General features: G+C 67.7%; 21 protein-coding genes. 16 read left to right on the top strand and 5 right to left on the bottom strand.

Annotated features, from left to right (window positions below; all coding sequences use genetic code 11):
* Nucleotides 1-20: 20 nt before the first annotated feature.
* From BN4252_RS03390 to BN4252_RS03400, 3 genes are read left to right on the top strand one after another with little or no spacing between them, the layout of a single operon-like run.
* Nucleotides 21-590: an FxsA family protein gene (locus BN4252_RS03390; protein ID WP_066525656.1), complete on the top strand. Its 570-nt coding sequence runs from the start codon at nt 21-23 to the stop codon at nt 588-590.
* Nucleotides 591-2,123 carry an apolipoprotein N-acyltransferase gene (lnt, locus tag BN4252_RS03395; protein WP_066525669.1) on the top strand — a complete coding sequence of 511 codons (1,533 nt, stop codon included), beginning with the start codon at nt 591-593 and terminating at the stop codon, nt 2,121-2,123. It abuts the gene before it with no gap.
* Between the two features lie 23 nt (nt 2,124-2,146).
* Complete coding sequence (locus tag BN4252_RS03400) at nt 2,147-3,061, top strand: polyprenol monophosphomannose synthase (protein ID WP_066525673.1); 915 nt, start codon at nt 2,147-2,149, stop codon at nt 3,059-3,061.
* 32 nt (nt 3,062-3,093) lie between these two features.
* On the opposite strand, the gene BN4252_RS03405 is transcribed toward BN4252_RS03400, so the two are convergent.
* Entirely contained in the window at nt 3,094-3,474 is a 381-nt protein-coding gene (locus BN4252_RS03405) for an RNA polymerase-binding protein RbpA (RefSeq protein WP_066525676.1), read from the bottom strand.
* Nucleotides 3,475-3,578: 104 nt separating this feature from the next.
* On the opposite strand from BN4252_RS03405, the gene BN4252_RS03410 reads away from it, so the two are divergent.
* Nucleotides 3,579-3,926, top strand: a complete 348-nt coding sequence (locus tag BN4252_RS03410; protein WP_392389919.1) for a hypothetical protein — start codon at nt 3,579-3,581, stop codon at nt 3,924-3,926.
* 7 nt (nt 3,927-3,933) lie between these two features.
* Nucleotides 3,934-4,677, top strand: a complete 744-nt coding sequence (locus BN4252_RS03415; RefSeq protein WP_078056740.1) for a YceI family protein — start codon at nt 3,934-3,936, stop codon at nt 4,675-4,677.
* A gap of 107 nt (nt 4,678-4,784) precedes the next feature.
* Here the strand turns inward: BN4252_RS03415 and BN4252_RS03420 are convergent, their stop codons facing one another.
* Nucleotides 4,785-6,086 (bottom strand): class I SAM-dependent methyltransferase, encoded by a 1,302-nt coding sequence (locus BN4252_RS03420; RefSeq protein ID WP_066525893.1) that lies wholly within the window; start codon nt 6,084-6,086, stop codon nt 4,785-4,787.
* 169 nt (nt 6,087-6,255) lie between these two features.
* On the opposite strand from BN4252_RS03420, the gene BN4252_RS03425 reads away from it, so the two are divergent.
* The 5 genes from BN4252_RS03425 to BN4252_RS03445 all read left to right on the top strand — a co-directional run bounded on the left by BN4252_RS03425 (nt 6,256) and on the right by BN4252_RS03445 (nt 12,348).
* Nucleotides 6,256-7,710 carry an NAD(P)/FAD-dependent oxidoreductase gene (locus BN4252_RS03425; RefSeq protein ID WP_066525679.1) on the top strand — a complete coding sequence of 485 codons (1,455 nt, stop codon included), beginning with the start codon at nt 6,256-6,258 and terminating at the stop codon, nt 7,708-7,710.
* 135 nt (nt 7,711-7,845) lie between these two features.
* On the top strand, nt 7,846-9,963 hold the full coding sequence (gene pflB, locus BN4252_RS03430; protein WP_066525681.1) for a formate C-acetyltransferase: 2,118 nt from the start codon (nt 7,846-7,848) through the stop codon (nt 9,961-9,963).
* Nucleotides 9,964-10,015: 52 nt separating this feature from the next.
* The gene (gene grcA2, locus BN4252_RS11540; RefSeq protein ID WP_066525684.1) at nt 10,016-10,267 is read left to right on the top strand and encodes an autonomous glycyl radical cofactor GrcA2; all 252 of its coding nucleotides are present in this window, start codon (nt 10,016-10,018) and stop codon (nt 10,265-10,267) included.
* Nucleotides 10,267-11,142, top strand: a complete 876-nt coding sequence (gene pflA / locus BN4252_RS03440; protein ID WP_066525690.1) for a pyruvate formate-lyase-activating protein — start codon at nt 10,267-10,269, stop codon at nt 11,140-11,142. The genes grcA2 and pflA overlap by 1 nt, the downstream gene beginning before the upstream one ends.
* Before the next feature lie 132 nt (nt 11,143-11,274).
* Entirely contained in the window at nt 11,275-12,348 is a 1,074-nt protein-coding gene (locus tag BN4252_RS03445; protein ID WP_066525691.1) for a magnesium and cobalt transport protein CorA, read from the top strand.
* Nucleotides 12,349-12,360: 12 nt separating this feature from the next.
* Here BN4252_RS03445 and BN4252_RS03450 read toward each other — a convergent pair whose 3' ends face one another.
* Nucleotides 12,361-12,822, bottom strand: a complete 462-nt coding sequence (locus BN4252_RS03450) for a PaaI family thioesterase (RefSeq protein WP_066525694.1) — start codon at nt 12,820-12,822, stop codon at nt 12,361-12,363.
* Nucleotides 12,823-12,885: 63 nt separating this feature from the next.
* Here BN4252_RS03450 and gndA point away from each other — a divergent pair, with 63 nt between their 5' ends.
* The 6 genes from gndA (at nt 12,886) to BN4252_RS03480 (ending at nt 20,465) form a co-directional block, all read left to right on the top strand.
* Nucleotides 12,886-14,355, top strand: a complete 1,470-nt coding sequence (gndA, locus tag BN4252_RS03455; RefSeq protein ID WP_066525699.1) for an NADP-dependent phosphogluconate dehydrogenase — start codon at nt 12,886-12,888, stop codon at nt 14,353-14,355.
* A gap of 78 nt (nt 14,356-14,433) precedes the next feature.
* The gene (locus tag BN4252_RS03460; protein WP_066525702.1) at nt 14,434-15,729 is read left to right on the top strand and encodes a DEAD/DEAH box helicase; all 1,296 of its coding nucleotides are present in this window, start codon (nt 14,434-14,436) and stop codon (nt 15,727-15,729) included.
* 18 nt (nt 15,730-15,747) lie between these two features.
* A complete protein-coding gene (locus BN4252_RS03465) occupies nt 15,748-17,163 on the top strand; it encodes a hemolysin family protein (protein ID WP_066525704.1) in 1,416 nt (471 codons plus the stop codon).
* Nucleotides 17,160-18,212, top strand: coding sequence for a hemolysin family protein (locus tag BN4252_RS03470; RefSeq protein WP_066525707.1), 1,053 nt, complete (start codon nt 17,160-17,162; stop codon nt 18,210-18,212). Before BN4252_RS03465 ends, BN4252_RS03470 begins: the two co-directional genes overlap by 4 nt.
* Complete coding sequence (locus BN4252_RS03475) at nt 18,199-19,080, top strand: 3-methyladenine DNA glycosylase (protein ID WP_066525713.1); 882 nt, start codon at nt 18,199-18,201, stop codon at nt 19,078-19,080. Before BN4252_RS03470 ends, BN4252_RS03475 begins: the two co-directional genes overlap by 14 nt.
* An 11-nt stretch (nt 19,081-19,091) precedes the next feature.
* Nucleotides 19,092-20,465: a vWA domain-containing protein gene (locus tag BN4252_RS03480; protein WP_066525718.1), complete on the top strand. Its 1,374-nt coding sequence runs from the start codon at nt 19,092-19,094 to the stop codon at nt 20,463-20,465.
* Here BN4252_RS03480 and BN4252_RS03485 read toward each other — a convergent pair.
* Together BN4252_RS03485 and BN4252_RS03490 are read right to left on the bottom strand one after the other, a co-directional pair.
* Entirely contained in the window at nt 20,462-21,037 is a 576-nt protein-coding gene (locus BN4252_RS03485) for a MerR family transcriptional regulator (RefSeq protein WP_066525723.1), read from the bottom strand. The genes BN4252_RS03480 and BN4252_RS03485 overlap by 4 nt on opposite strands.
* A gap of 114 nt (nt 21,038-21,151) precedes the next feature.
* Nucleotides 21,152-21,715 carry a bifunctional nuclease family protein gene (locus tag BN4252_RS03490; RefSeq protein WP_066525726.1) on the bottom strand — a complete coding sequence of 188 codons (564 nt, stop codon included), beginning with the start codon at nt 21,713-21,715 and terminating at the stop codon, nt 21,152-21,154.
* Between the last annotated feature and the right edge of the window lie 4 nt (nt 21,716-21,719).

Below are 21,719 nucleotides of genomic sequence, written 5' to 3' on the forward strand. Positions count from 1 at the left end.
TCGTTGGTACCCTAACCTGCATGCCGCTCCTTCTTTTCACGTACTTCTTCGTCGAGGTGCTCGCCTTCCTCGGCGTGGCCAAGCTCATCGGTGTGGGCTGGGCCTTCCTGGCAATCTTCGGCTGCATGCTGCTCGGCGGCTTCGTCGCCGCGATGTCTATGCGCTCCATGCTCACCTCGGCGGCGCAGGGCAAAGAATCGGTCGGGGCCTTGGCCGGGGACACGGCGTTGCTCATCGCCGGCTGGGCTATGTGCGTGGTGCCCGGCTTCGTCAGCACCTTCTTCGGCCTGCTCATGGTGCTGCCGCCCACGCGCACCCTGATGCGGCGCGGGCTCACGGCGCGCGTGCGCCGCAGCTTGGAGAGTTTCGGAGCGCAGCTTTTCGACGCATCCCCGATAGCCCCGAAAGCACAGCACCGGACAAGCTACGGCACCTTCACCCCGGCGCCGGGGCAGCCGGGAGAGCCGGGGCAGCCGGGGGGCACCACCGCCCACGAGGTGATCGACGCGGACGAGCTCGAGCAGTGGTACCGCATGGACGGGCCCGACGAGGATGACGGCGCGGGGCCCAGCCGCGGGGGCGTGCACTAGGTGCCCGCCTTCCTCCGCTTTCTTCTCGCCGCCCTGTCTGGGTGGCTCGTCTATTTCTCGTACGAGCCGCACGGCCACTGGGCGGCCGGCATCGCCGGCACGGCTATGTTCTTCCTCAGCCTCGTGCCGTGGCCGGGCGAGGGACGGGAACTGCCCACGGCCCGCCTCGGCGCCCTCCTCGGCTTCACCCACGCGCTCACCTGCTACCTGTTCCTCTTGCCGTGGATCGGGGAGTTCGTCGGAGCGATGCCCTACATCGCGCTGTCGGTCTTCCTAGCGCTGTACGGCATCCTCACCGGCGTGCTCGGAGTGCTCGCCGCGCGCCTGCCGTGCGGGTACCTGGGCTTGCCGCTGCTCTTGGTGGCCGTCGAGTTCCTCCGCTCGTCCTTCCCGTTCGGCGGTTTCGCCTGGGTGCGCCTGGCGTGGGGGCAGATCAACGGGCCGCTGGCCAACCTCGCCGCGTGGGGCGGCCCTGCACTGGTGACTGCTGCGGCCGCACTGACGGCAGCCGGCGCCGTGGGCGCGCTCACCACGCGCGGGCGCGGCGGGCGTGCGGCAGGGGTGGCTTGCCTGCTCCTGCCGCTCGCCGCGGGCGCGGCGGCCGGGCAGGGCGTGAACCTTGACTCCCGCACCGCCGGGACCGTCCGCGCCGCGGCGGTGCAGGGCAACGTGCCGAGGCTGGGGCTGGACTTCAACGCGCAGCGCCGCGCGGTGCTGGATAACCACGCCGCGGAGACGCGCCGACTCGCCGAGGACGCGAGGGCGGACAACCGCCCGCTGGACCTGGTGTTCTGGCCCGAAAATGCCTCGGACGTGAACCCGTTCACCAGCGCCGAGGCCGCCAGCATCATCACCTCGGCGGTGCGGGAGGTGGGTGCCCCCACGCTCGTCGGCACGATCACCCGCGGGGAGTCGGGGGAGCACAACACCGCCGTGGTGTTCAACCCGGACGGCACGGCGGGAGACGCCCACAACAAGCGCTTCCTCCAACCGTTCGGTGAGTACATGCCCATGCGCGATTTCTTCCGGCACTTCTCGGCCATGGTGGATCTGGCGGGCAATTTCAAGCCAGGCGACGATGACGGCGTGGTGCGGATGGGCGGCGTCCGCGTGGGCGTAGCCACCTGCTACGAGGTGGCGGAGGACGCCGCGTACCGCATGGCGGTCAAGGGCGGCGCCCAGCTGCTCACCACGCCCACCAACAACGCCACGTTCGGCTTCGCCGACATGAGCTACCAGCAGCTGGCCATGAGCCGGATGCGCGCCATCGAGCTGGATCGTGCGGTGGTTGTGGTGGCCACCTCGGGTATCTCGGCGATGGTGCACCCAGATGGGACCGTCTCACAACACACCGGGATCTTCGAGGCGGCCCACTTGGTGGAGGACTTGCCGCTGCGCGAGACCCTCACCCCGGCGGCTCGCTTCGGCGCGGCCGCCGAATGGGCGCTGGTGCTGGCCGGTATCGCGGTCGCTCTCGGTGCGGTCGTCGCAACGCGCCGCGGGTATGCTGCTAGCGGAACCCGGGCGCGCTAAGCGCCCGCATGAACGATGCCCGCATGAACGATGAAGGAGCACCCGCTGTGGCGAACTCAACCCTGGTGATCATCCCAACCTACAACGAGGTGGAAAACCTGCCGCTCATTGTCGGCCGGGTTCTGGATTCCGCCCCGGAGGTGGACATCCTGGTGGTGGACGACAACTCGCCGGACGGTACCGGGGCGAAGGCGGACGAGCTGGCAGGCCGGCACGCAGAGGTGCACGTACTGCACCGCGAGGGCAAGGAGGGCCTGCTGGCCGCCTACCGCGCGGGCTTTGAGTGGGGCCTGGAGCGCGAGTATCAGGTGCTCTGCCAGATGGACGCCGATGGTTCGCACGCCCCTGAGGAGCTGGCGAAGCTGCTGCGCGCGATCGAGGAGGGCGCGGATGTGGCCATCGGTTCCCGCTACGTGGACGGCGGAAAGACTGTGAACTGGCCGTGGTACCGTCGCGCCCTTTCGCAGGGCGGCAACCGCTACATCGGCCTCGTGCTCGGCGGCGGCGTCAACGACATGACCGCGGGCTACCGCGCGTTCCGCCGCGAGGTGCTGGAGGATCTGGACCTGGATTCGCTGTCTGCCAAGGGTTACATCTTCCAGGTGGAGATCGCGCACCGGGTGGTGGAGGAGGGCTTCGACGTCCGCGAGGTGCCCATCACTTTCGAGGACCGCAAGCACGGCGAGTCGAAGCTTGACGCAAGCTTCGCCGCCACCTCGCTGGCCGAGGTGACCAAGTGGGGCGTGACCGAAAAGGCCAGCGCCGCGGCCGAGCTGGCACAGGAAATGGGCGGCCTGGCGCGCTACGAGCTTGAGCGCTCGCCGCTGGCCAACACCGGCTCCGCCATCGCAAACGCGGCGAAGTTCGTCGGCGACGCCGCCACTGAGATGGCCGGCCTCGCCCGGTACGAACTCCGCCGCGCTGGTCTGGGGCGCTAACCGCGCGCCCCGGGCGGGGGATTCAGGGGAGCTTAGCTTTGGCTCTCGGCCTCCGCCTGCTCCTTGGCCACGCGGGCGGCGGCGCGGCGGCGCTTACGCAGCTGGTCAAGGCGCTCTTCCAGCAGCACGTCGAGTTCCTCGATGGTGCGGCGCTCGCGCAGCATGTCCCAGTGGGTCCGCGGGGGCTTGGCGGGTTTGGCCTCTACGCCCTCGCCCTCCATGAGGGTGCCCACCTGGCCGTTCTTGCACATCCATTCCTCGGGGATCTCCGCGTCGTCGGCGAACGGCACCTCGAAGACCTCCCCGTTCGGGGTGCGGTACTTCGCCATCTGGCGGGGTGCGAGGTCGTGGTCGCGGTCCGTTTCGTAGCTCACTGCGCCCATGCGACTTCCGCGCAAAACACGATCAGCCATGCTGTCACAATCCCTTCAGTTCAAACGCGAGTATGGTGCGGTCGGTTTAGTATAACGGCGCGCCATGCGGGTTTGTTCCCCCGGTTGTACTAAGCTATGCCGCTGTGCTGGCCCAAGAGACGCTAACCCCGAGGCAGGCACCCGTCTGCCAGTGGTGCGGCCGCGAACTGCCGGAGCAGCAGGGTAGGGGGCGCAAGCGGAAATACTGCAGCGCCTCGTGCAAGCAGCGCGCCTACGAGCAGCGCCACAACCTGGAGTCCACGGGCATCCCGGCGGACTCCGTGGTGCTGCGCCCGGAGCGGGTGGACGAGCTGCGCGACGAGGTATACGAGTTGAAGTGCGCGGCCGAGGATGTCCGCACGGCTGCGGCGGAGGGGGCCGACGCCCAGGAATTACGTCACCTTTGTGACGAATTAGTAGCGATAGCCAACCGGATAGAGAAATTGAGGTAGTGCACTGATGGCCAGGCGAGACATTAATCAAGGCGCCGAACGAGACGCGGCCCTCCAGGCGGCCCAGCCGCGCCCGAAGAAGGGTCTCGTCATCGGCGGGTCGATCATCATCGCGCTCGCCGTGCTGGTCGCGCTCATTCCGCTCGTACTCACCATGTTCGGCAGCGGCGTGCGCACCGAGGGCATCGACGCGGGCGCGGTCCGTGAGGCCACCACGGACGTCGACGGCACGTGGACCGTATCCAACCGCCCTGGCGCGAACGGTTCGTCCGCGGGCTTTACGTTCGATGAGGTGCTTCCCGGCGAGCGCCGCACCACATCCGGCTCCACGCAGGGCGTCAAAGGCGCCGTGGTGATCGAGTCCGGCACGATCACCTCCGGCGAGATCACGGTGGACATGACCACCATCACCACCGACAGCGACGTGCGCGACAGCAACGTCCGCCGCAAAATTTTCGAGACGGACACGTACCCCGAGGCCACCTTCACCGTTACCGAGCCAGCCGACGTCTCGCACCTGCCGGAGGACGGCACGGTGGGCCAGGTGGAGCTTACCGGCGAGCTGACCATCCACGGTCAGACCAACAGCGTCACGCACACCTTCGACGCGGTCCGCTCGGGCGACCACCTCGTTGTTGCCGGCGACGTGCCCGTCACGCGCGCCGACTACGGCGTGGATTCGCCGGAGTTCGTCGCGGCGAAGATCGCGGACGAGGGCGAGATCAATATCCGCCTGAACCTCACCAAATAGCCGCCATATAACGTCACTTGACGCTATGGGCGGCAGACCCTAGTTGTCCGATAATGTACATTATGTAAAGTAACCGTGGGTGGGGCTTTCGCTTGTCGACGCCCCCGTTACCGCCGCCCGCCCCGATGCCGCCCCACCAGCACCACCTGCGCCACGTCCAGCATCCCCAGCTGCGCCAGGGCCTCGCGCAGCGCGAGCTGCCAGGTCCACAGTCTCCGGTACACCGGGTCAAACCCATCGGCGGCGGCATCGCGCAGGTTCGCGTCGAACGTCGTCCGCTGCAGTGCCAGCGAGCGCTCCAGGTGGCGCGGCGCCCGGGTCTCCGCCACCACCCGTAGGTGCGTGTTGCGGTCGACTATCTGGGCGATCTCGGTTGGCGTCGAGAAGCAAAGGCCCGGCCATATGTACGCGCGCAAGCTCTCCAGGGCCGCCAACGCGGTGCGCGACATGGACTCCGTGGCCACGATCGTCTGCAGCGCGGCGCGGCCCCCCGGCGCAAGCGCCGCTTCAACCTCCCGCAGGTAGGCGGCCTTGCGCCGCGGCGGCAGCGTCTCGAGGTACTCCGCCGACACCACCGCCTCGTACCCGGATCTCGCCGCGGGCTGCGCGGCCGGCACAACGCGCACGGACTCCGCCGCCCCGGCGTAGACCAGCGCCTCGCGTACCATCCGTTCGCCCACCCCCTCTGGCACCGCGCAATCCACGGTCGCACCGCGCTGAGCTGCGGCGATGGCGAGCGCGCCCCCGGCCGCCGGCTGCACGAGCAGGTGGGTGTGGGCGGTGACCCCGGCGGCGTCGAGAAGCATGCTCGCACTGCGCGACTGGGCGTCGGCGAGATCCCCCCTGCCCGCGGGCAGGGGCTCGCCGTATTCCGTCACGTCGACGAAATGGCGCGCCGGCGCACCCCGCTTCCCCGCGCCGCGGGCGAAGGATTTCACCGGGGTGCGCTCCGTGGTGGGTACCCCGGTGGCAAAGTGCCCCTGGAACGGGCTCACGCCGTCGCCGGAGTAATGGGCCACCAGCGCGGCCGGCTCCGCGCCGCCCTGCGCCGCGGGTGCGAGGTGCAGGGTCTTCGGGCGGTACTTCGCCTCGATCAGGCCCCGCAGCACCCTCACCAAGCCCGCGGACGTGGCGGTCTCCCACTCCCCGGCCAGGTAGCCCTCGGCGAGACCGATCCACCCGCCGGCCGCAATGCGGTCGAACACTTCCGCGTGTCGCACGGTCAGGTCCGGCTCTTCCCCCTCGAAGCTGTCGAAGCGTAAGCCCGCTCTGGATACGGCGGCGGCGAAGGCGGCCTCCGCCCGCCGCGCGCGCAGCGCCCGCACGCTCACGCTGGGAACGGCCGCGACACCGGGCCAGGCCTCGGCGTCGATTGCCTGGAGGTGATCCGCCCGGTGCTCGCTTGCCATCACCCGGCCCATAGTAGCGGGCCGCGGGCTTTTTCCCGGTGCGCCGCGGCGCTCGGTACGGCGCTCGGGGCCGCGCATACTAGCCCCGGCCCACTGTGACGAAAGCAACTGCTGCGCGTACTATTTGCGGCGGTACTGTACTTACGCTGCTCTCAAGGAGAACCAGATCATGGCCCAGACGCCATACCGTCCGGCAGGTAGCCGCCACCACGTAGTCATCATCGGCGCCGGTTTCGGCGGCCTGTACGCGGCGCGCGAGCTCGCGGACGCCGACGTGGATGTGACGCTGATTAACCGCACCAACCACCACCTGTTCGCCCCGCTGCTGTACCAGGTGGCCACCGGCCTGCTCTCCTCCGGCGAGATCGCCACCTCCGTGCGCCAGCTCACCGCCAACCAGGACAACGTGTTGGTGGTGCGCGGTGACGTGCAGGACATCGACACCGACGCGCAGGTTGTCACCGCCCTCGACGGCGGCGAGTCCTACCAGTACAGCTATGACTCGCTGATCCTCGCCGCCGGCGCCGGCCAGTCCTACTTCGGCAACGACCACTTCGCCGAGTTCGCCCCGGGCATGAAGACCCTGGATGACGCGCTGGAGATCCGCGCCCGCATCGTGGACGCGTTCGAGCGCGCCGAGCTCGCGGAGACCGCCGAGGAGCGCGAGCAGCTGCTCACCTTCGTCATCGTCGGTGCCGGCCCCACCGGTGTGGAGCTGGCCGGCCAGATCGCCGAGCTCGCCCACCGCTCCTTTGACCAGGGTCAGTTCAGCTTCAGCCCGGACATGGTCAAGATCGTGCTAGTCGACGGCATGGGGCAGGTGCTCCCCCCGTTCGGCAAGCGCCTGGGCAAGAAGGCGCAGCGCCAGCTCGAGCGCGAGGGCGTGACCGTGGTGCTCAACTCCATGGTTACCAATGTCGACGCGGACTCGGTGACCTTCAAGGACACCAAGACCGAGCAGGAGACCACCATCCAGGCCAAGACCAAGATCTGGTCCGCCGGTGTGCAGGCGTCTCCCCTGGGCAAGATCGTGGCCGAGCAGGCGGGCGTGGAGGCCGAGCGCAGCGGCAAGGTGCCGGTGAACCCGGACTGCTCCGTGGGCGACAAGCGTAACGTCTTCGTCATCGGCGACATGATGAGCCTGAACAAGCTCCCGGGCGTGGCCCAGGTGGCCATTCAGTCCGGCGAGTACGTTGCCGGCGTGATCAAGGATGAGGTGGAAAACGGCACGTCACCGGAGAACCGCACGCCGTTCGACTACTTCGACAAGGGCTCCATGGCCATCATCTCCCGCTTCAACGCGGTGGTGAAGATGGGCAAGGTCGAGTTCACCGGCTTCATCGGCTGGCTGATGTGGCTGTTCGTCCACGTCCAGTTCCTCCAGGGCATGCGCAACCGCGCCGTGTCCGCCTACACCTGGGCGCTCAACGTGTTCAGCAAGCGCCGCTACAACCTGGCCACCACCGACGGCCAGCGCGACCAGCGCCTCGCCCGCGGCGAGGCCGCCCAGAAAGCCCCAGTAAGCCCCAGTAAGCTACAGCTACCCCGCACCCGCCCCGCCTCCGGCCGACAGCGTCAGCGCCCGGAGGCGGGGCGGGTTCGTGTGTGCGGAACGTCACCATAAACGTACTACCTTTTGCTGCGCCACTCTCATACAGTAGGAGGCGAGCGGCAAGCGCTTTGAAATAATGTGAATGGGAATGGGTAAGCGCAGCCGCCGGAACACTTCAATCACCATAAAGTGAAGGACCGTGCAACTGTGACTGTTTCTACAGAGCCGCAAATTCAGAGCCAGGCGTGGGAAGGCTTCACCCCTGGCCCGTGGACGGAAGAGATCAACGTCCGCGACTTCATCCAGCGCAACTACACCCCCTACGACGGGGATGCGTCGTTCCTCGCAGGCGCCACCGACAAGACGCTGCGCCTCTGGGACCACCTGGACAAGAACTACCTCGCCGTGGAGCGCGAACGCCGCGTCTACGACGTGGACACCGAAACCCCGGCCGATATCGATGCCTTCCAGCCGGGCTACATTTCGGAGGACGACGACGTGATCGTCGGCCTGCAAACCGATGTCCCCACCAAGCGCGCCATGATGCCCAACGGCGGCTGGCGCATGGTTGAGCAGGCCATCAAGGAGGCCGGCAAGGACGTCAACCCGGACGTCAAGAAGATCTTCACCGAGTACCGCAAGACTCACAACGATGCGGTGTTTGACATCTACACCCCGCGCATCCGCGCCGCCCGCTCTTCGCACATCGTGACCGGGCTGCCCGACGCCTACGGCCGCGGCCGCATCATCGGCGACTACCGCCGCGTGGCCCTCTACGGCGTGGACTACCTCATCGAAGACAAGCAGCGGGCGAAGGACGCGTCCCTGGCCAACGGCTTCTCCGAGCACTGGGCCCGCTACCGCGAGGAGCACTCCGAGCAGATCAAGGCGCTGAAGAAGCTGAAGAAGATGGCGGCCGACTACGGCTTCGACATCTCCGGGCCGGCCACGAACGCCAAGGAAGCCGTCCAGTGGACCTACTTCGGCTACCTTGCCTCCGTGAAGAGCCAGGACGGCGCCGCCATGTCCATCGGTCGCCTCTCCCCCTTCTTGGATGCCTACTTCGAGCGCGACCTTGCCAACGGCACCCTGACCGAGGTTGAGGCGCAGGAGATTATCGACGCCCTGGTGATCAAGCTGCGCATCGTGCGCTTCCTGCGCACCGAGGACTACGACCAGATCTTCTCCGGTGACCCGTACTGGGCAACCTGGACCGACGCCGGCTTCTCCGAGGACGGCCGCCACCAGGTGACAAAGACCTCCTTCCGCCTCCTGCAGACGCTGCGCAACCTGGGTCCGGCCCCGGAGCCGAACATCACCATCTTCTGGGACCCGTCGCTGCCGGAGGGCTACAAGGAGTTCTGCGCCGCCATCTCCATTGAGACCTCCTCGCTGCAGTACGAATCCGACAAGCAGATTCGCGACAAGTGGGGCGACGACGCCGCCATCGCGTGCTGCGTGTCCCCCATGAAGGTGGGCAAGCAGATGCAGTTCTTCGGCGCGCGCGTGAACGCCGCGAAGGCCCTCCTCTACGCCATCAACGGCGGCCGCGACGAGGTGAGCGGCAAGCAGATCACGGACGGCGACCACACCCCGATCCAGGGCGACGGCCCCCTGGACTTCGATGAGGTCTGGCAGAAGTACGAGGAGATGCTCGACTGGGTCGTGGGCACCTACGTGGAAGCGCTGAACATCATCCACTACTGCCACGACCGCTACGCCTACGAGTCCATCGAGATGGCGCTGCACGATTCGGACATCATCCGCACCATGGGCTGCGGCATCGCCGGCCTGTCCATCGTCGCCGACTCGCTCAGCGCGATCAAGTACGCGAAGGTCTACCCGGTGCGCGACGAGACGGGCCTGGTGGTGGACTACATCACCGAGGGCGAGTTCCCGTTCTACGGCAACGACGATGACCGCGCGGACGACATCGCGGCCACCGTGGTCCACACAGTGATGCAGAAGATCAAGGCCATCCCGATGTACCGCGACGCGATCCCCACGCAGTCCGTGCTCACTATCACCTCGAACGTGGTCTACGGCAAGGCAACCGGCTCCTTCCCGTCCGGGCACAAGGCCGGCACCCCGTTTGCCCCGGGCGCGAACCCGGAGAACGGCGCCGACAACCACGGCATGGTCGCCTCCATGCTCTCGGTGGGCAAGCTCGACTACAACGACGCGCTCGACGGCATCTCGCTGACCAACACCATCACGCCGGCGGGCCTGGGCCGCAACAAGGACGAGCAGGTGACCAACCTCGTGGGTGTCCTTGACGCCGGCTTCATCATGGACAACGCCGACGCGACGATCCAGCCCGCCTAACCAGCACTTCCCATCCCCCAACTTTGACCCAACTTTGACAAGGAGAACAATCATGACCACCCCGACGTTTGACGAGCGCCTCGCTTCCATGAAGGACGCCCGCTCCGCCAACAACATGGACTCCGGCCTCTACCACGCCAACATCAACGTGCTGGACGAGTCCACGCTCGAGGATGCGATGGAGCACCCGGAGAACTACCCCAACCTCACCGTCCGCGTCTCCGGCTACGCCGTGAACTTTGTCAAGCTGACGAAGGAGCAGCAGCGCGACGTCATTTCCCGTACCTTCCACAAGGGTGCGTAATGGCTCAAGACGGTACTAGCGGCGTCGTCACGCTCGAGCCCCAACAGGGTGAGCGCGTGCGCGGCGTCGCCGCCGGTTTAGGCGGTCTTTCCACCGATGACTTGGAGATCACCCGCCCAGAGCTTCTCGACGCCCGCCGCACCGGCGAGATCGGCCTCATCCACTCGTGGGAGCTGGTCACGGCCGTTGACGGCCCGGGCACCCGCATGACCATCTTCCTCTCCGGCTGCCCGTTGCGGTGCAAGTTCTGCCACAACCCCGACACGATGGAGATGAAGGAGGGCACGCTCGAGCGCGTCGACGACGTGGTCAAACGCGTGCTGCGCTACAAGGCCGTGTTTAACGCCTCCGGCGGCGGGCTCACGCTCTCGGGCGGGGAACCGCTGTTCCAGATCGCGTTTACCCGGCGCCTCCTTAAGGAGGTGCACGCCGCCGGGGTGCACACCACGGTGGACACCTCGGGCTTCTTGGGGGCCCGCTTGACCGACGCAGACTTGGACAACATCGACCTGTTCCTCTTGGACGTGAAGTCGGGCGATCCCGACACGTACGAGGGCGTCACGGCGCGGCAGCTGCAGCCGACCATCGATTTCGGCGACCGCCTGCACGCCAAGGGCAAGCCTGTGTGGGTCCGCTTCGTCCTCGTGCCCGGCCTGACGGACGCGGAGGACAACGTCCAGCGGGTGGCGGACATCGTCTCCCGGTGGAAGGGCACCGTGGAGCGCGTGGAGGTGTTGCCGTTCCACAATATGGGCGCGGATAAGTGGGATAAGATCGGGCTCGACTACGAGCTCAAGGACACCGCTCCGCCCTCCCCGGAGTCTGTGGAGCACGTCCGATCCATCTTCCGTTCGCGCGGTCTCACTGTTTTCTAACCCGCGCTCAGCGCGTAGTATGACCTATTACGACGAGCGCGCCCCTGTGCGCACTCTCCGAAGCCGCACAGGGGCGCGCGCCGTATGGCCCAGCAAGCCCCCGAGCACGAGTGAAAGGGGGCTCAAACGCCCATGCCGCCACGCATCCCACTCTCCCTCCCGCGGTCGAAGAAACCCGAGCCCCCGTCCCGTCCTTACCCGCCGGTGCCGATCGAGCGCTCGGTGGATTTCTGCCGCGTGTTCATCGACGGCAAGCGGATGCCGGGGAACAAGCGCATCGGGGACGCGCTCGACATCGTGCAGCAGCACGACAACGCCTTTGTGTGGCTCTCGCTCAAGGCCCCCTCGGACCAGCAGATGGAGAAGATCGCGGCCATCTTTGACTTGGACGACTTGGTGGTGGACGACATCATCGACGCCCACCAGCGCCCGAAGGTGGACCGGTACGACGAGCAGCTGTTCATGGTCGTGCGCTCCGTCCACTACCGGGACGACGAGGAAGTCGCGGACGCCCGCGAAATCATTTCCACGGGCGAGGTGCAGGTGGTCACGGGCGACAAGTTCGCCATGACTATCCGCCACAACGCTCCCCTGCCGGATTTGACCGGCAAGCTCGAGGAGGAGGAAGAGCTCGCGGTGCTCGGCCCGAGCGCCGTGGCCTGGGCGGTGGCCGACTACCTGGTGGATAACTACCTCAAGGTGGCGGACTACCTCAGCCAGGACGTGGACGATCTGGAAAACGAGGTGTTCACCCCGCGCCGCCAGATCAACATCGACAAGATTTACAACTACAAGCGAGAGGTCTTGGAGATGCGTCACGCCATCGACCCGCTCGCGCCGGCGCTGCGCAACGGTCTGGCCAACAACAAAGACCTGCTCCGCAAGGCATTGCGCACCTACTTCCGGGACGTGCAGGATAACGCCACCATCGTCTCCGACCGGATCTCCGGGTTCGACGAGCGCCTTTCGTCGCTTCTCGACGCATCCGTGGCCAAGGTCAGTCTGCAGCAGAACTCGGATATGCGCACTATCTCCGCCGTGGTGGGTATGGCTGCCGCCCCGACGATGATCGCCGGTATCTACGGCATGAACTTCGAGCACATGCCGGAGCTGGGCTGGAAGTTCGGCTACCCCGCTGTGCTGCTCATCATGCTCGCGGCCATGCTGGGCATGCTGTGGTGGTTCCGTCGCAACAACTGGCTCTAGCCTGCCCAGGCTCTAGCCGTCGAGGATCATCAGCTTGAGGTTGGTCACCGCGACGAGCCTTTCGCCGCAGCGCATGTCCACTCGCCACAGGTGCGTGGAGCGCCCGGTGTGCACCGGCAGCGCGGTAGCTTCGATCCGCTGCCCTTCGCGCACGCTGCCCAGCAGGTCGGTGTAGTTGCTCATGCCCACCGCGGGTTTCGCTGCCCTGGCCACGGCCGCGATTGAGCCGAGGCTCTCCCCGATCGCCGCGTAGACCCCGCCGTTGACTATGCCGGCCGGCTGGAGGTGCTCGGCGCCCACATCGAGGAAGCCCTCCACTTTCACGCTCGAGCAGTGCGTGAGCTCGAGCCCGAGGCGCTGGGCGAAGTCGGTGCCGGCGGCGTTGACCGCGGCCAGTTCGCGCTCGTCCATCGGCGGGTCGATGACGTCGTGGAAGAGGCGCCCGACCGCCTCCGTGCCGGTGAAGTGCTCCATGCCCGTCGATGATACGGCTCGCGAGTGGCTTGCCCCGGGTGCAGCCCCGGTAGAATCCGCAGTATGACTGCAGAACGCAACGAGGACCAGCTCGCTCAGATCGGTGTTGTCGGCATGGCGGTGATGGGCTCAAACCTTGCCCGTAACTTCGCCTCGAAGGGCCACACCGTGGCCATCTACAACCGCTCCCCCGAGCGCACCCGCGCCGTGATGGAGGCCCACGGCGCGGAGGGAAATTTCATCCCCTCGGAGACGATCGAGGACTTCGTTGCGTCGCTCGAGCGACCGCGCAAGGCCATCATCATGGTGCAGGCGGGCCCCGCCACCGACGCGGTGATTGACCAGCTAGCCGCCGCGATGGACGAGGGCGACATCATCATCGACGGCGGCAACGCCCTGTTCACGGACACCATCCGCCGCGAGCGCGAGGTGGCCGCGAAGGGCCGCCACTTCGTCGGCGCCGGCATCTCGGGCGGCGAGGAGGGCGCCCTGCGCGGCCCGTCGATCATGCCGGGCGGTCCGGCGGAGTCCTGGGAGACTCTCGGCCCGCTGCTGGAAGACATCGCGGCGAAGGTGGACGGCGTGCCGTGCGTGACCCACATCGGCCCGGACGGCGCGGGCCACTTTGTCAAGATGGTGCACAACGGCATCGAATATGCGGACATGCAGGTCATCGGCGAGGCCTACCACCTGCTGCGCTACGGGGCGGGCATCGAGCCGGCGGAGCTCGCGGACATCTTCACCGAGTGGAACAAGGGCGACCTTGACTCGTACCTCATCGAGATCACCGCGGAGGTGCTGCGCCAGGTCGACGCCCGAACGGGCCAGCCGTTCATCGACGTCATCGTGGACGCCGCGGGTCAGAAGGGCACCGGCCGCTGGACGGTGAAGGAGGCCCTGGACCTCGGCGTGCCGGTCACCGGCATCGGCGAGGCCGTCTTCGCCCGCGCCCTGTCCTCCGCCCTCGCCCAGCGCGAGGCGGCGCAGAAGGCGGGCCTGCCTGCCGGCGAGTTGGCCACCCTGGAATCCCTCGGCATCGACCGCGACCAGTTCGTCCAGGACGTCCGCCGCGCGCTCTACGCCTCCAAGCTGGTGGCGTACGCGCAGGGGTTCGATGAGATCAACGCCGGCTCCCAGGAGCACGGCTGGGACGTGAAGCCGGGGGACTTGGCGCGCATTTGGCGCGGGGGCTGCATCATCCGCGCGAAGTTCCTCAACCGCATCACCGAGGCCTACGAGCGCGACCCGGATCTGCCGTCGCTGCTGCTTGACCCGTACTTCGCGGGCGAGCTTGCCAAGGGCCTGGTGGACTCGTGGCGCCGCGTGGTGGTCGCCGCGACCCAGCTGGGCCTGCCGGTGCCCGTCTTCGCCTCCTCCCTCTCCTACTATGACTCGCTTCGCTCCAAGCGCCTCCCGGCCGCCCTTATTCAGGGCCAGCGCGATTTCTTCGGCGCGCACACGTACCGCCGCGTGGACATGGAGGGCACCTTCCACACCACGTGGTCCGGTGAGCGCGAGGAGCTGTCGTATTAGAGCTTCCTTGCTTGTCGACGCACCCTTCGCACCCAACCCCAGCCCAGCCTGAGCCGGGCTGGCTGTAAGATCGTCGCAATGACTTCTTTTGCCGATCTCGGCCTGCCCCGCGACGTTGTCAGTGTGCTGAACAGGCAGGGGATCACGGAGCCCTTCCCCATCCAGGAGGCGGCGATCCCCGACGCGCTGGCGGGCAAGGACGTGCTCGGCCGCGGGCCGACCGGTTCGGGCAAAACCTTCACGTTCGGCCTGCCGATGCTCGCCCGCCTCGCCGGCGCCCCGTCCACCCCGGGCTCGCCCCGCGGCCTGGTGTTGGCGCCCACGCGCGAGCTGGCGGCCCAGATCCGCGAGCGCCTTGACGAGCCGGCGGCGGCGCTGGGCCTGCGCGTCGTCGACGTGGTGGGCGGGGTGAACATCAACCGCCAGATCCGCGCCCTCGCCTCCCCGGTAGACCTGCTGGTGGCCACGCCCGGCCGCGCCCAGGACTTGGTCAACCAAGGCAAGCTCCGCCTGGACCGGGTTGAGGTCACCGCCCTGGACGAAGCGGACCAGATGGCGGACATGGGGTTCCTCCCCCAGGTGCGCAAGCTGCTGGACCTCACGCCCAAGGATGGGCAGCGGCTGCTGTTTTCGGCGACGTTGGACGGGGACGTCGAAAAGCTTGTGCACCGCTACATGCGAAACCCCGTCACCCACTCCACGGCGCCCGCGGAGGCGGCGGTGGACACGATGGATCACTACCAGCTGCGCGTGGGCGACCGGGACGCGAAGAACCAGGTGGTGCTGGAGATCGGCGCTCGCGAGGGCAAGACCATCATGTTTATGCGCACCAAGCACGGGGTGGACCGGCAGGTGAAGAAGTTGCGGCGCGTTGGCGTCAACGCGCAGGGGCTGCACGGCGATAAGGGCCAGGGCGCGCGCACGCGGGCTATCGAGGGCTTTGCGGACGGTTCGACCCCAGTGCTGGTGGCCACGGACATCGCGGCGCGCGGCATCGACATCAACGACGTCTCGCTGGTGGTGCACGTGGACCCGCCGGCGGAGCACAAGGCCTACCTGCACCGCGCCGGGCGCACCGCCCGCGCCGGCACCTCCGGCACCGTGGTCACCCTGGTCACCGACGAGCAGACCAAGGAGGTGGACCAGCTGCTTCGCAAGGCTGGCGTGGACGCGGAGGTGGTTCGCGTCTCCCCGATGTCGGCCGAGTTGGTTAAGATTACGCAGGCACGTACACCCGCAGGCGACCCGCTGCCGCCGCCGGGGCAGCCGGCCAACGCACCGGCGGGCAACAGCGCCCGCGGAGCGCGGCGCCGCCCGAGGCGGGGTGGGGCGGGCCGCGGCGGCACACCGAGGAAGAGGAGCTCACAGCGCTAACGCGCCGAACTGGAACCGATGGACATATTCTTCTCCATTCTCGCCCTGCTGGGCTTCATTCTCCTCACCGCCTCGACGGGCCTGTTCGTGGCCATCGAGTTCGCTATGACCGGCCTGGAGCGCTCCACCGTGGAGGCCCACGTGCGCGAGAAGGGCGACGCCGCCGCCCGGGCGGTGGCGCACAACCACGCCAACCTCTCCTTCGCACTCTCCGGCGCGCAGCTCGGTATCACGCTGACCACGCTGGCCTCCGGCTTCCTCGCCGAGCCGGTGTTGGGCAGGTACTTCACGCCGCTGCTCGAGCTGGTTGGCCTGCCAGAAACCGCCTCCACCACGGTGGCCCTCATCCTCGCCCTTATCGTGGCCACCTTCCTCTCAATGGTGTTCGGCGAGCTGGTGCCCAAGAACATCGCCATCACCGAGCCGCTGGCCACCGCCCGCTTTGTGGTGCCGCCGGTGGCCGCCTTCAACCGCGTGTTTAAGTGGTTCATCAACTTCCTCAACGCGTCGGCAAACTGGGTGGTGCGCAAGATGGGCATCGAGCCGGCCGACGAACTGGCCTCCGCCCGCTCCGGCCAGGAGCTGGGCGCGATGGTTCGCAACTCCGCCGAGGCTGGCGGCCTAGACGCGGACACGGCCGCCGTGATCGACCGCTCGCTGCGCTTCGGCGAGACCACCGCGGAGGAGGTCATGACGCCGCGTTCCACCATCGACTCGCTCGACGCGGAGGACACCGTGGCGGATCTGATTTCCCTCGCCCGCGAGAGCGGCCACTCCCGCTTCCCCGTGCGTCGCGGCGATTTGGACGACACGATCGGCGTGGTCCACATCAAGGACGCCTTCTCGGTGCCCCGCCACGAGCGCGCCACCACCGCGGTTGCGTCGCTCGCCCGCCCGGTGCCGTTCGTGCCCGGCACCCTCGACGGTGACGCTGTGCTGAACAGGGTGCGCTCCGCGGGCTCGCAGGTGGTGCTGATCGCCGACGAGTACGGCGGCACCCAGGGACTTGTCACCATCGAGGATGTGGTGGAGGAGATCCTCGGCGAGGTGTACGACGAGTACGACGACCGCGAGTCGGAGCGCGACTTCCAGCGCTTCGGCACCTCGTGGGAGGTGGCCGGACTGGTGCGCCTCGACGAGTTGGAAGAGCGCACCGGCTACACCGCCCCGGACGGGCCGTACGAGACCCTCGGCGGCCTGATCATGGCCTCCCTCGGCCGCATCCCCCGCCTGGGAGACAAGGTGGAGCTGCCGCAGAGCGAGGCCGCCACGTTCCAGGAGGAGCTGGCTGCGCGCGCCGGGGGCGCGTGGCTCGCCCGCGTGACGGAGATGGACGAGCGCCGCATCGAGCGCGCTATCCTCACCCCGGTCACCGACGAGCAAGCCGCCCAGACAGCGCAGACCGCACAGGAAAAGGAGGCGCAGACGCGATGAACATCATCACCGCCGTCCTTTTGATCGTGGCCTTGCTGGCCGTCAACGCGTTCTTCGTGGGCACCGAGTTCGCGCTCGTCTCGTCACGCAAGGACCGCCTGGAAACCATGCTCGCACAAGGTAAGACGGGCGCCAAAGACGTGCTCTACGCCATCGAGCACCTCTCCATCTACCTGGCCGGCGCCCAGTTCGGCATCACCGTCGCCTCGCTCATCCTGGGCAAGGTGGCGGAGCCGGCCATCGCGCACTACATCGAGGTGCCGTTCGAGGCGGCCAACCTGCCACCCGAGCTACTGCACCCCGTCTCCTTCGTCCTCGCCCTGATCATCATCTCGTTCTTGCACATCCTCTTCGGCGAAATGGTGCCCAAAAACATCGCCATCGCGGGGCCGGAAACTATGGCCATGCTGCTCATCCCGGCGTTCACCGTGTGGATGAAGGCCACTCGCCCCATCATCGAGTTCCTCAACTGGTTCGCCCGCAAGACCCTGAAGGCCTTCGGCATTGAGCAGCGCGACGAGCTGGAGTCCACCGTGGACCAGGAGCAGCTGGCCTCCATGATCCGCGAGTCCAGCGAGGAGGGCCTGCTGGACGCGGAGGAGACCGCCCGCCTGGCTAACGCTCTGCGCACGGACTCCCGCTCCCTGCGCGAGGTGATGATCCCGCTGGACAACGTCAAGACCATCCCCTACCACCCGCGCGGGATCCGCCTCTCAGAGATCGAGGACGCGGTGCGCGAAACCGGCTACTCCCGCTTCCCCGTCGAGCGCGCGCCGGGCGTGCTGATGGGCTACGTCCATGTCAAAGACATCCTGGACCTCATGGAGTCGGACGAGGAGGACCCGGCGGTGCCCGTCTCCCGCATCCGCCCGCTGAGCATTGTGGACGGCAGCCAGTCACTGGATGACGCGCTGACCAGCATGCACCGCCGCTCCGCCCACATGGCCCAGGTCCGCGTCGCCGGCGAGCTGGTGGGTGTGGCCGCGCTCGAGGACATCATCGAGGAGTACGTGGGTACGGTGGCGGACTGGACGCATGAGTCCGAGTGAGCCCAGTAGCCCCGCGAGGTATTCGCGGGGGGCGTGGCAGAGGGCCGTCGACAAGCACCTGCTCCGCGCGCAGCGCTACACCCGCCCCCACCGCGAGCGTCGCACGCGCGGCGAGCACCACCCGGTGTGGGACTTCCTCTTCGATTACTACCCCGTGCGCGCGAGCCAGCTCGAGCGGTGGCATCCGGGGCTTGGGGCATTGCTTGCCGACGCCCCCGATGCACCCCACAGCTCCTACCCCCACTACGTCACGGCCGGCGACGGCACCGTACGCTTCGACGCGGACGGCTTTTTGGCCAAGCGCCGCGACGATATGGAGCGGATCCTGCATCTGCTCGAGGCCACCGCGGGCCGGCAGGCGCATTTTGACTGCTTCGGCATGCACGAGTGGGCGATGGTGTACCGGGGTGAGCCCCGCCACGACCTGCCGCTGCGGTTGGGGCGAGACGGGACCAATCGGGTGGTGGAGTCGCACCAGCTCAAGTGCAGCCATTTCGACGCCTACCGCTTCTTCACCCCCGCCGCCGCGCCGCTGAACCTGACGGTGCTCCACCGAGCCTCGCAGGCGGAGCACGACCAGCCGGGGTGCCTGCACGTGGCAATGGACCTGTACAAGTGGGCGGCCAAGATGGGTCCGGTGGTGCCCGGCGAGCTGCTCTTGGACGCCTTCGAGCTGGCCGTGGAGGCCCGCCGGCTAGACATGGAGGCCTCGCCGTACGACTGCCGGGGCCTCGGCTTCGAGGTGGTGCCGGTGGAGACGCCGGACGGCAAGGCCACGTACGTGGCGCGCCAACGGGAGCTCGCGGCCGCCGCCGAGCCGATCCGCGCCCGGCTGGTGGAGCTCTTGACCGACCTTTTAAAGCGATAAGATGCCTCGGTATGGGTAGGCACTCGAACGGGAAGAACAACTACGCCCTCTCCGGCGGCGCCGTCTTCGCCCTCGCGGCGGTGGTGGTGCTGCTGGGTGGCCTGACCTGGTTCCTCGCGGCGCGCGGCGGGGATGGTTCCGGCGAGGCGGCGCCCCGCACGTGCGTCTCCGGAGAGCTGGAACTACCCGTCGCGGCCACGAACGAAACCGTCGCCCGCGAGCTGATTGCCGCGTACCAGGACAGTGCCCCCGTGGTGCGCGACTACTGCGTGAACCCGGAATACACCGCCTCGTTGACGGACGCAGCCGTCTACCTCGCGCCGGACACTGCAGTGACCCAGCAACGCCTCGCCCAGGCCCACCGCACGGCCGCCGTGGCGGAGCCGGCGGCGGCCTACGCAGACATGGTGGGCCTAGCCGGCGGCGATGAGCCGAGTGAGGACGTACCCCTAGATAAGGTGCGCTTCCCCGCCGACACCCCGGAGAGCTCGGCGATTACGGCGGCAGCCCTCGCCGATTCGGACGCCCCGGCCGTAGCAGCGCTGACCAACCAGCGCCTCGACGCGAGTGCGGATTTCGACGCCTCGGGCGGGGACTACCTGGCCACATCCGAGCTCAACGCTCCGGCCGGGCTCTCGTTCCGCCCGCTGGCCGCGTCGGTGGTGTACGCAGCGATCCCCTTAAGCAGCGGCGACGCGGTGGATGAGAACCAGTCGCGCGCCGGTCAGGACTTCGCCCGCTTCGCCGCTGAACGGTTCAAGGAGGCGGGCTCGGGCGCGCCCGAGCAGCCCGTGGTGGCCGAGGAGGTTTGGGCCGCGGCCCTCCCGAACGCCCCGCTGCCCGCCGCGCTCCCGGCGAGCGAGCAGCCGCTTGACACCCTGTTCCTCCTCGACACCTCCGATGCCATGGCTCCGTACATCCAGCCGGCCAAGGACGCGGTATCCGCGGTCGCGCGCGAAGTTGGCGCCGCCGGCAGGCAGGTGGCGCTGTGGAACTATTCCTCCCCGCTCACACCGGGCGTGACGCAGGGGTACCGCCCCAACGTCGACATGACGCCGGATGCGGCCCAGGTGCAGGCGGCGGTGCAGCGCTTCCTCACCGGCGGTGTGCCGCTCACCCGCGAGGCGGTCGAGGCCGCGGCCGCATCCATGAATGGCCCCGGGCGCATCGTAGTGATCACTACGGGCACAGCGGACGCGGGGGACGACGCTGCATTCAGAAGCGCGGTTCAGGCGGCGCCGGCCGGCACGGTGATCGCCGTGGTGCACGTGGGCCAGGGTCAGCAGGACGCCGCGCTGGCAAGCGTGGCGTCGTCCAGCCGGCAAGCGGATACCGGCGAGGCATTGGCCGCGGCGGTGGCGGCGGCCGCCGGGGTCCAGGGCTAGGAGGTCTTGCGGCGACGGCGGGCCGCCAGCTCGTCGATGCCGACAATGTTGTCCGGCTCGGCGTCCTCGATCACGCGCTCAGAGGGGAACGCGGAGATGGTGCCGGTGAGCTCCTTCATAATTTGGGGCACGGCGATGCCGAACACGCCCTGGCCTCCGTTGAGGAGGTCGATAATCTCCTCGTTGCTGCGGCACTCGTACACCGTCACGCCGTCGGACACCAAGGTGATCTCGGCGATGTCGTTCACGCCTCGGTCGCGGAGCTTGTCCACGGCGAGGCGGATGTTCTGCAGCGAGATGCCGGTGTCGAGCAGGCCCTTGACAATTTTCAGGACAAGGATGTCCTTGAAGGAGTACAGACGCTGGGAGCCGGAGCCCTTGGCGCCGCGGATGGAGGGGCGGACCAGGTTGGTGCGCGCCCAGTAGTCCAGCTGACGGTACGTGATGCCTGCAACCTGGCACGCGATGGGGACGCGGTAACCCACCTCGTCGGAGGGGCCGATATCGAACAGCGACTCCTGCACCGGGGACTCAGTGCCGCCGGCGGGGGTGGTGGAAGTGTTCGTGCTCACGTAATTACTCCAGTGGTGTTTACCAGACGGTCTAGTGGATATTTAAAGCCAGCGTAGACCGCAGGTCAAGCGTCACCTACGCAACACGCCGAACTCTCAACCTCAACTTTAACATTAGGCTTCGCCGAACTCGCCGAACGAGTCTTCGTCCACCCCAAGCTCCCGCATGAACTCCACGAAGTCTTCCGTAACCTGGTCGCGCGCTCCCCCGCTCTCGGGGCCGCCGGCCCCCTCATCGTGAGACCGCTCCGCAAGCTCGACGCCAAAGTAGTCCAGAGCGTCGCTCGAGGAGAGGTACATCGACGCCTGCTGCAGCACAGCCTCCTCGGCCTGGAGGGGCACGTCGAGGATGGCCGCCATGATCAGCGCGTCCGAGGGGCGGAGGTCGACCGAGGTGCCGTCTTCAAGCAAAAGCTCCGCCACGAATACCCCGCTGTGGTAGCTGGTGATGTTGATGCCGACCGCGCCCGAAGTGGCGTTCGCGATCATCTCCGCCATTGCGTCGTGGGCAGAAGGGCGTCGCGGGGACCACTCCTCCAGGCGGGCGGCCAGCTGTGCGCCCTCTACAGGCGGCAGCCAGACAGGCACAACGCGGCCGCGACCCTCCCAATCGAGGAGTGCGCAGAGAAAGTTTTCGGGCCCGACCGGGAACACACCGAGGAGGTTGACGGATTCCATCGGG

This window comes from Corynebacterium bouchesdurhonense, from assembly GCF_900078305.2.
Lineage (GTDB): Bacteria > Actinomycetota > Actinomycetes > Mycobacteriales > Mycobacteriaceae > Corynebacterium > Corynebacterium bouchesdurhonense.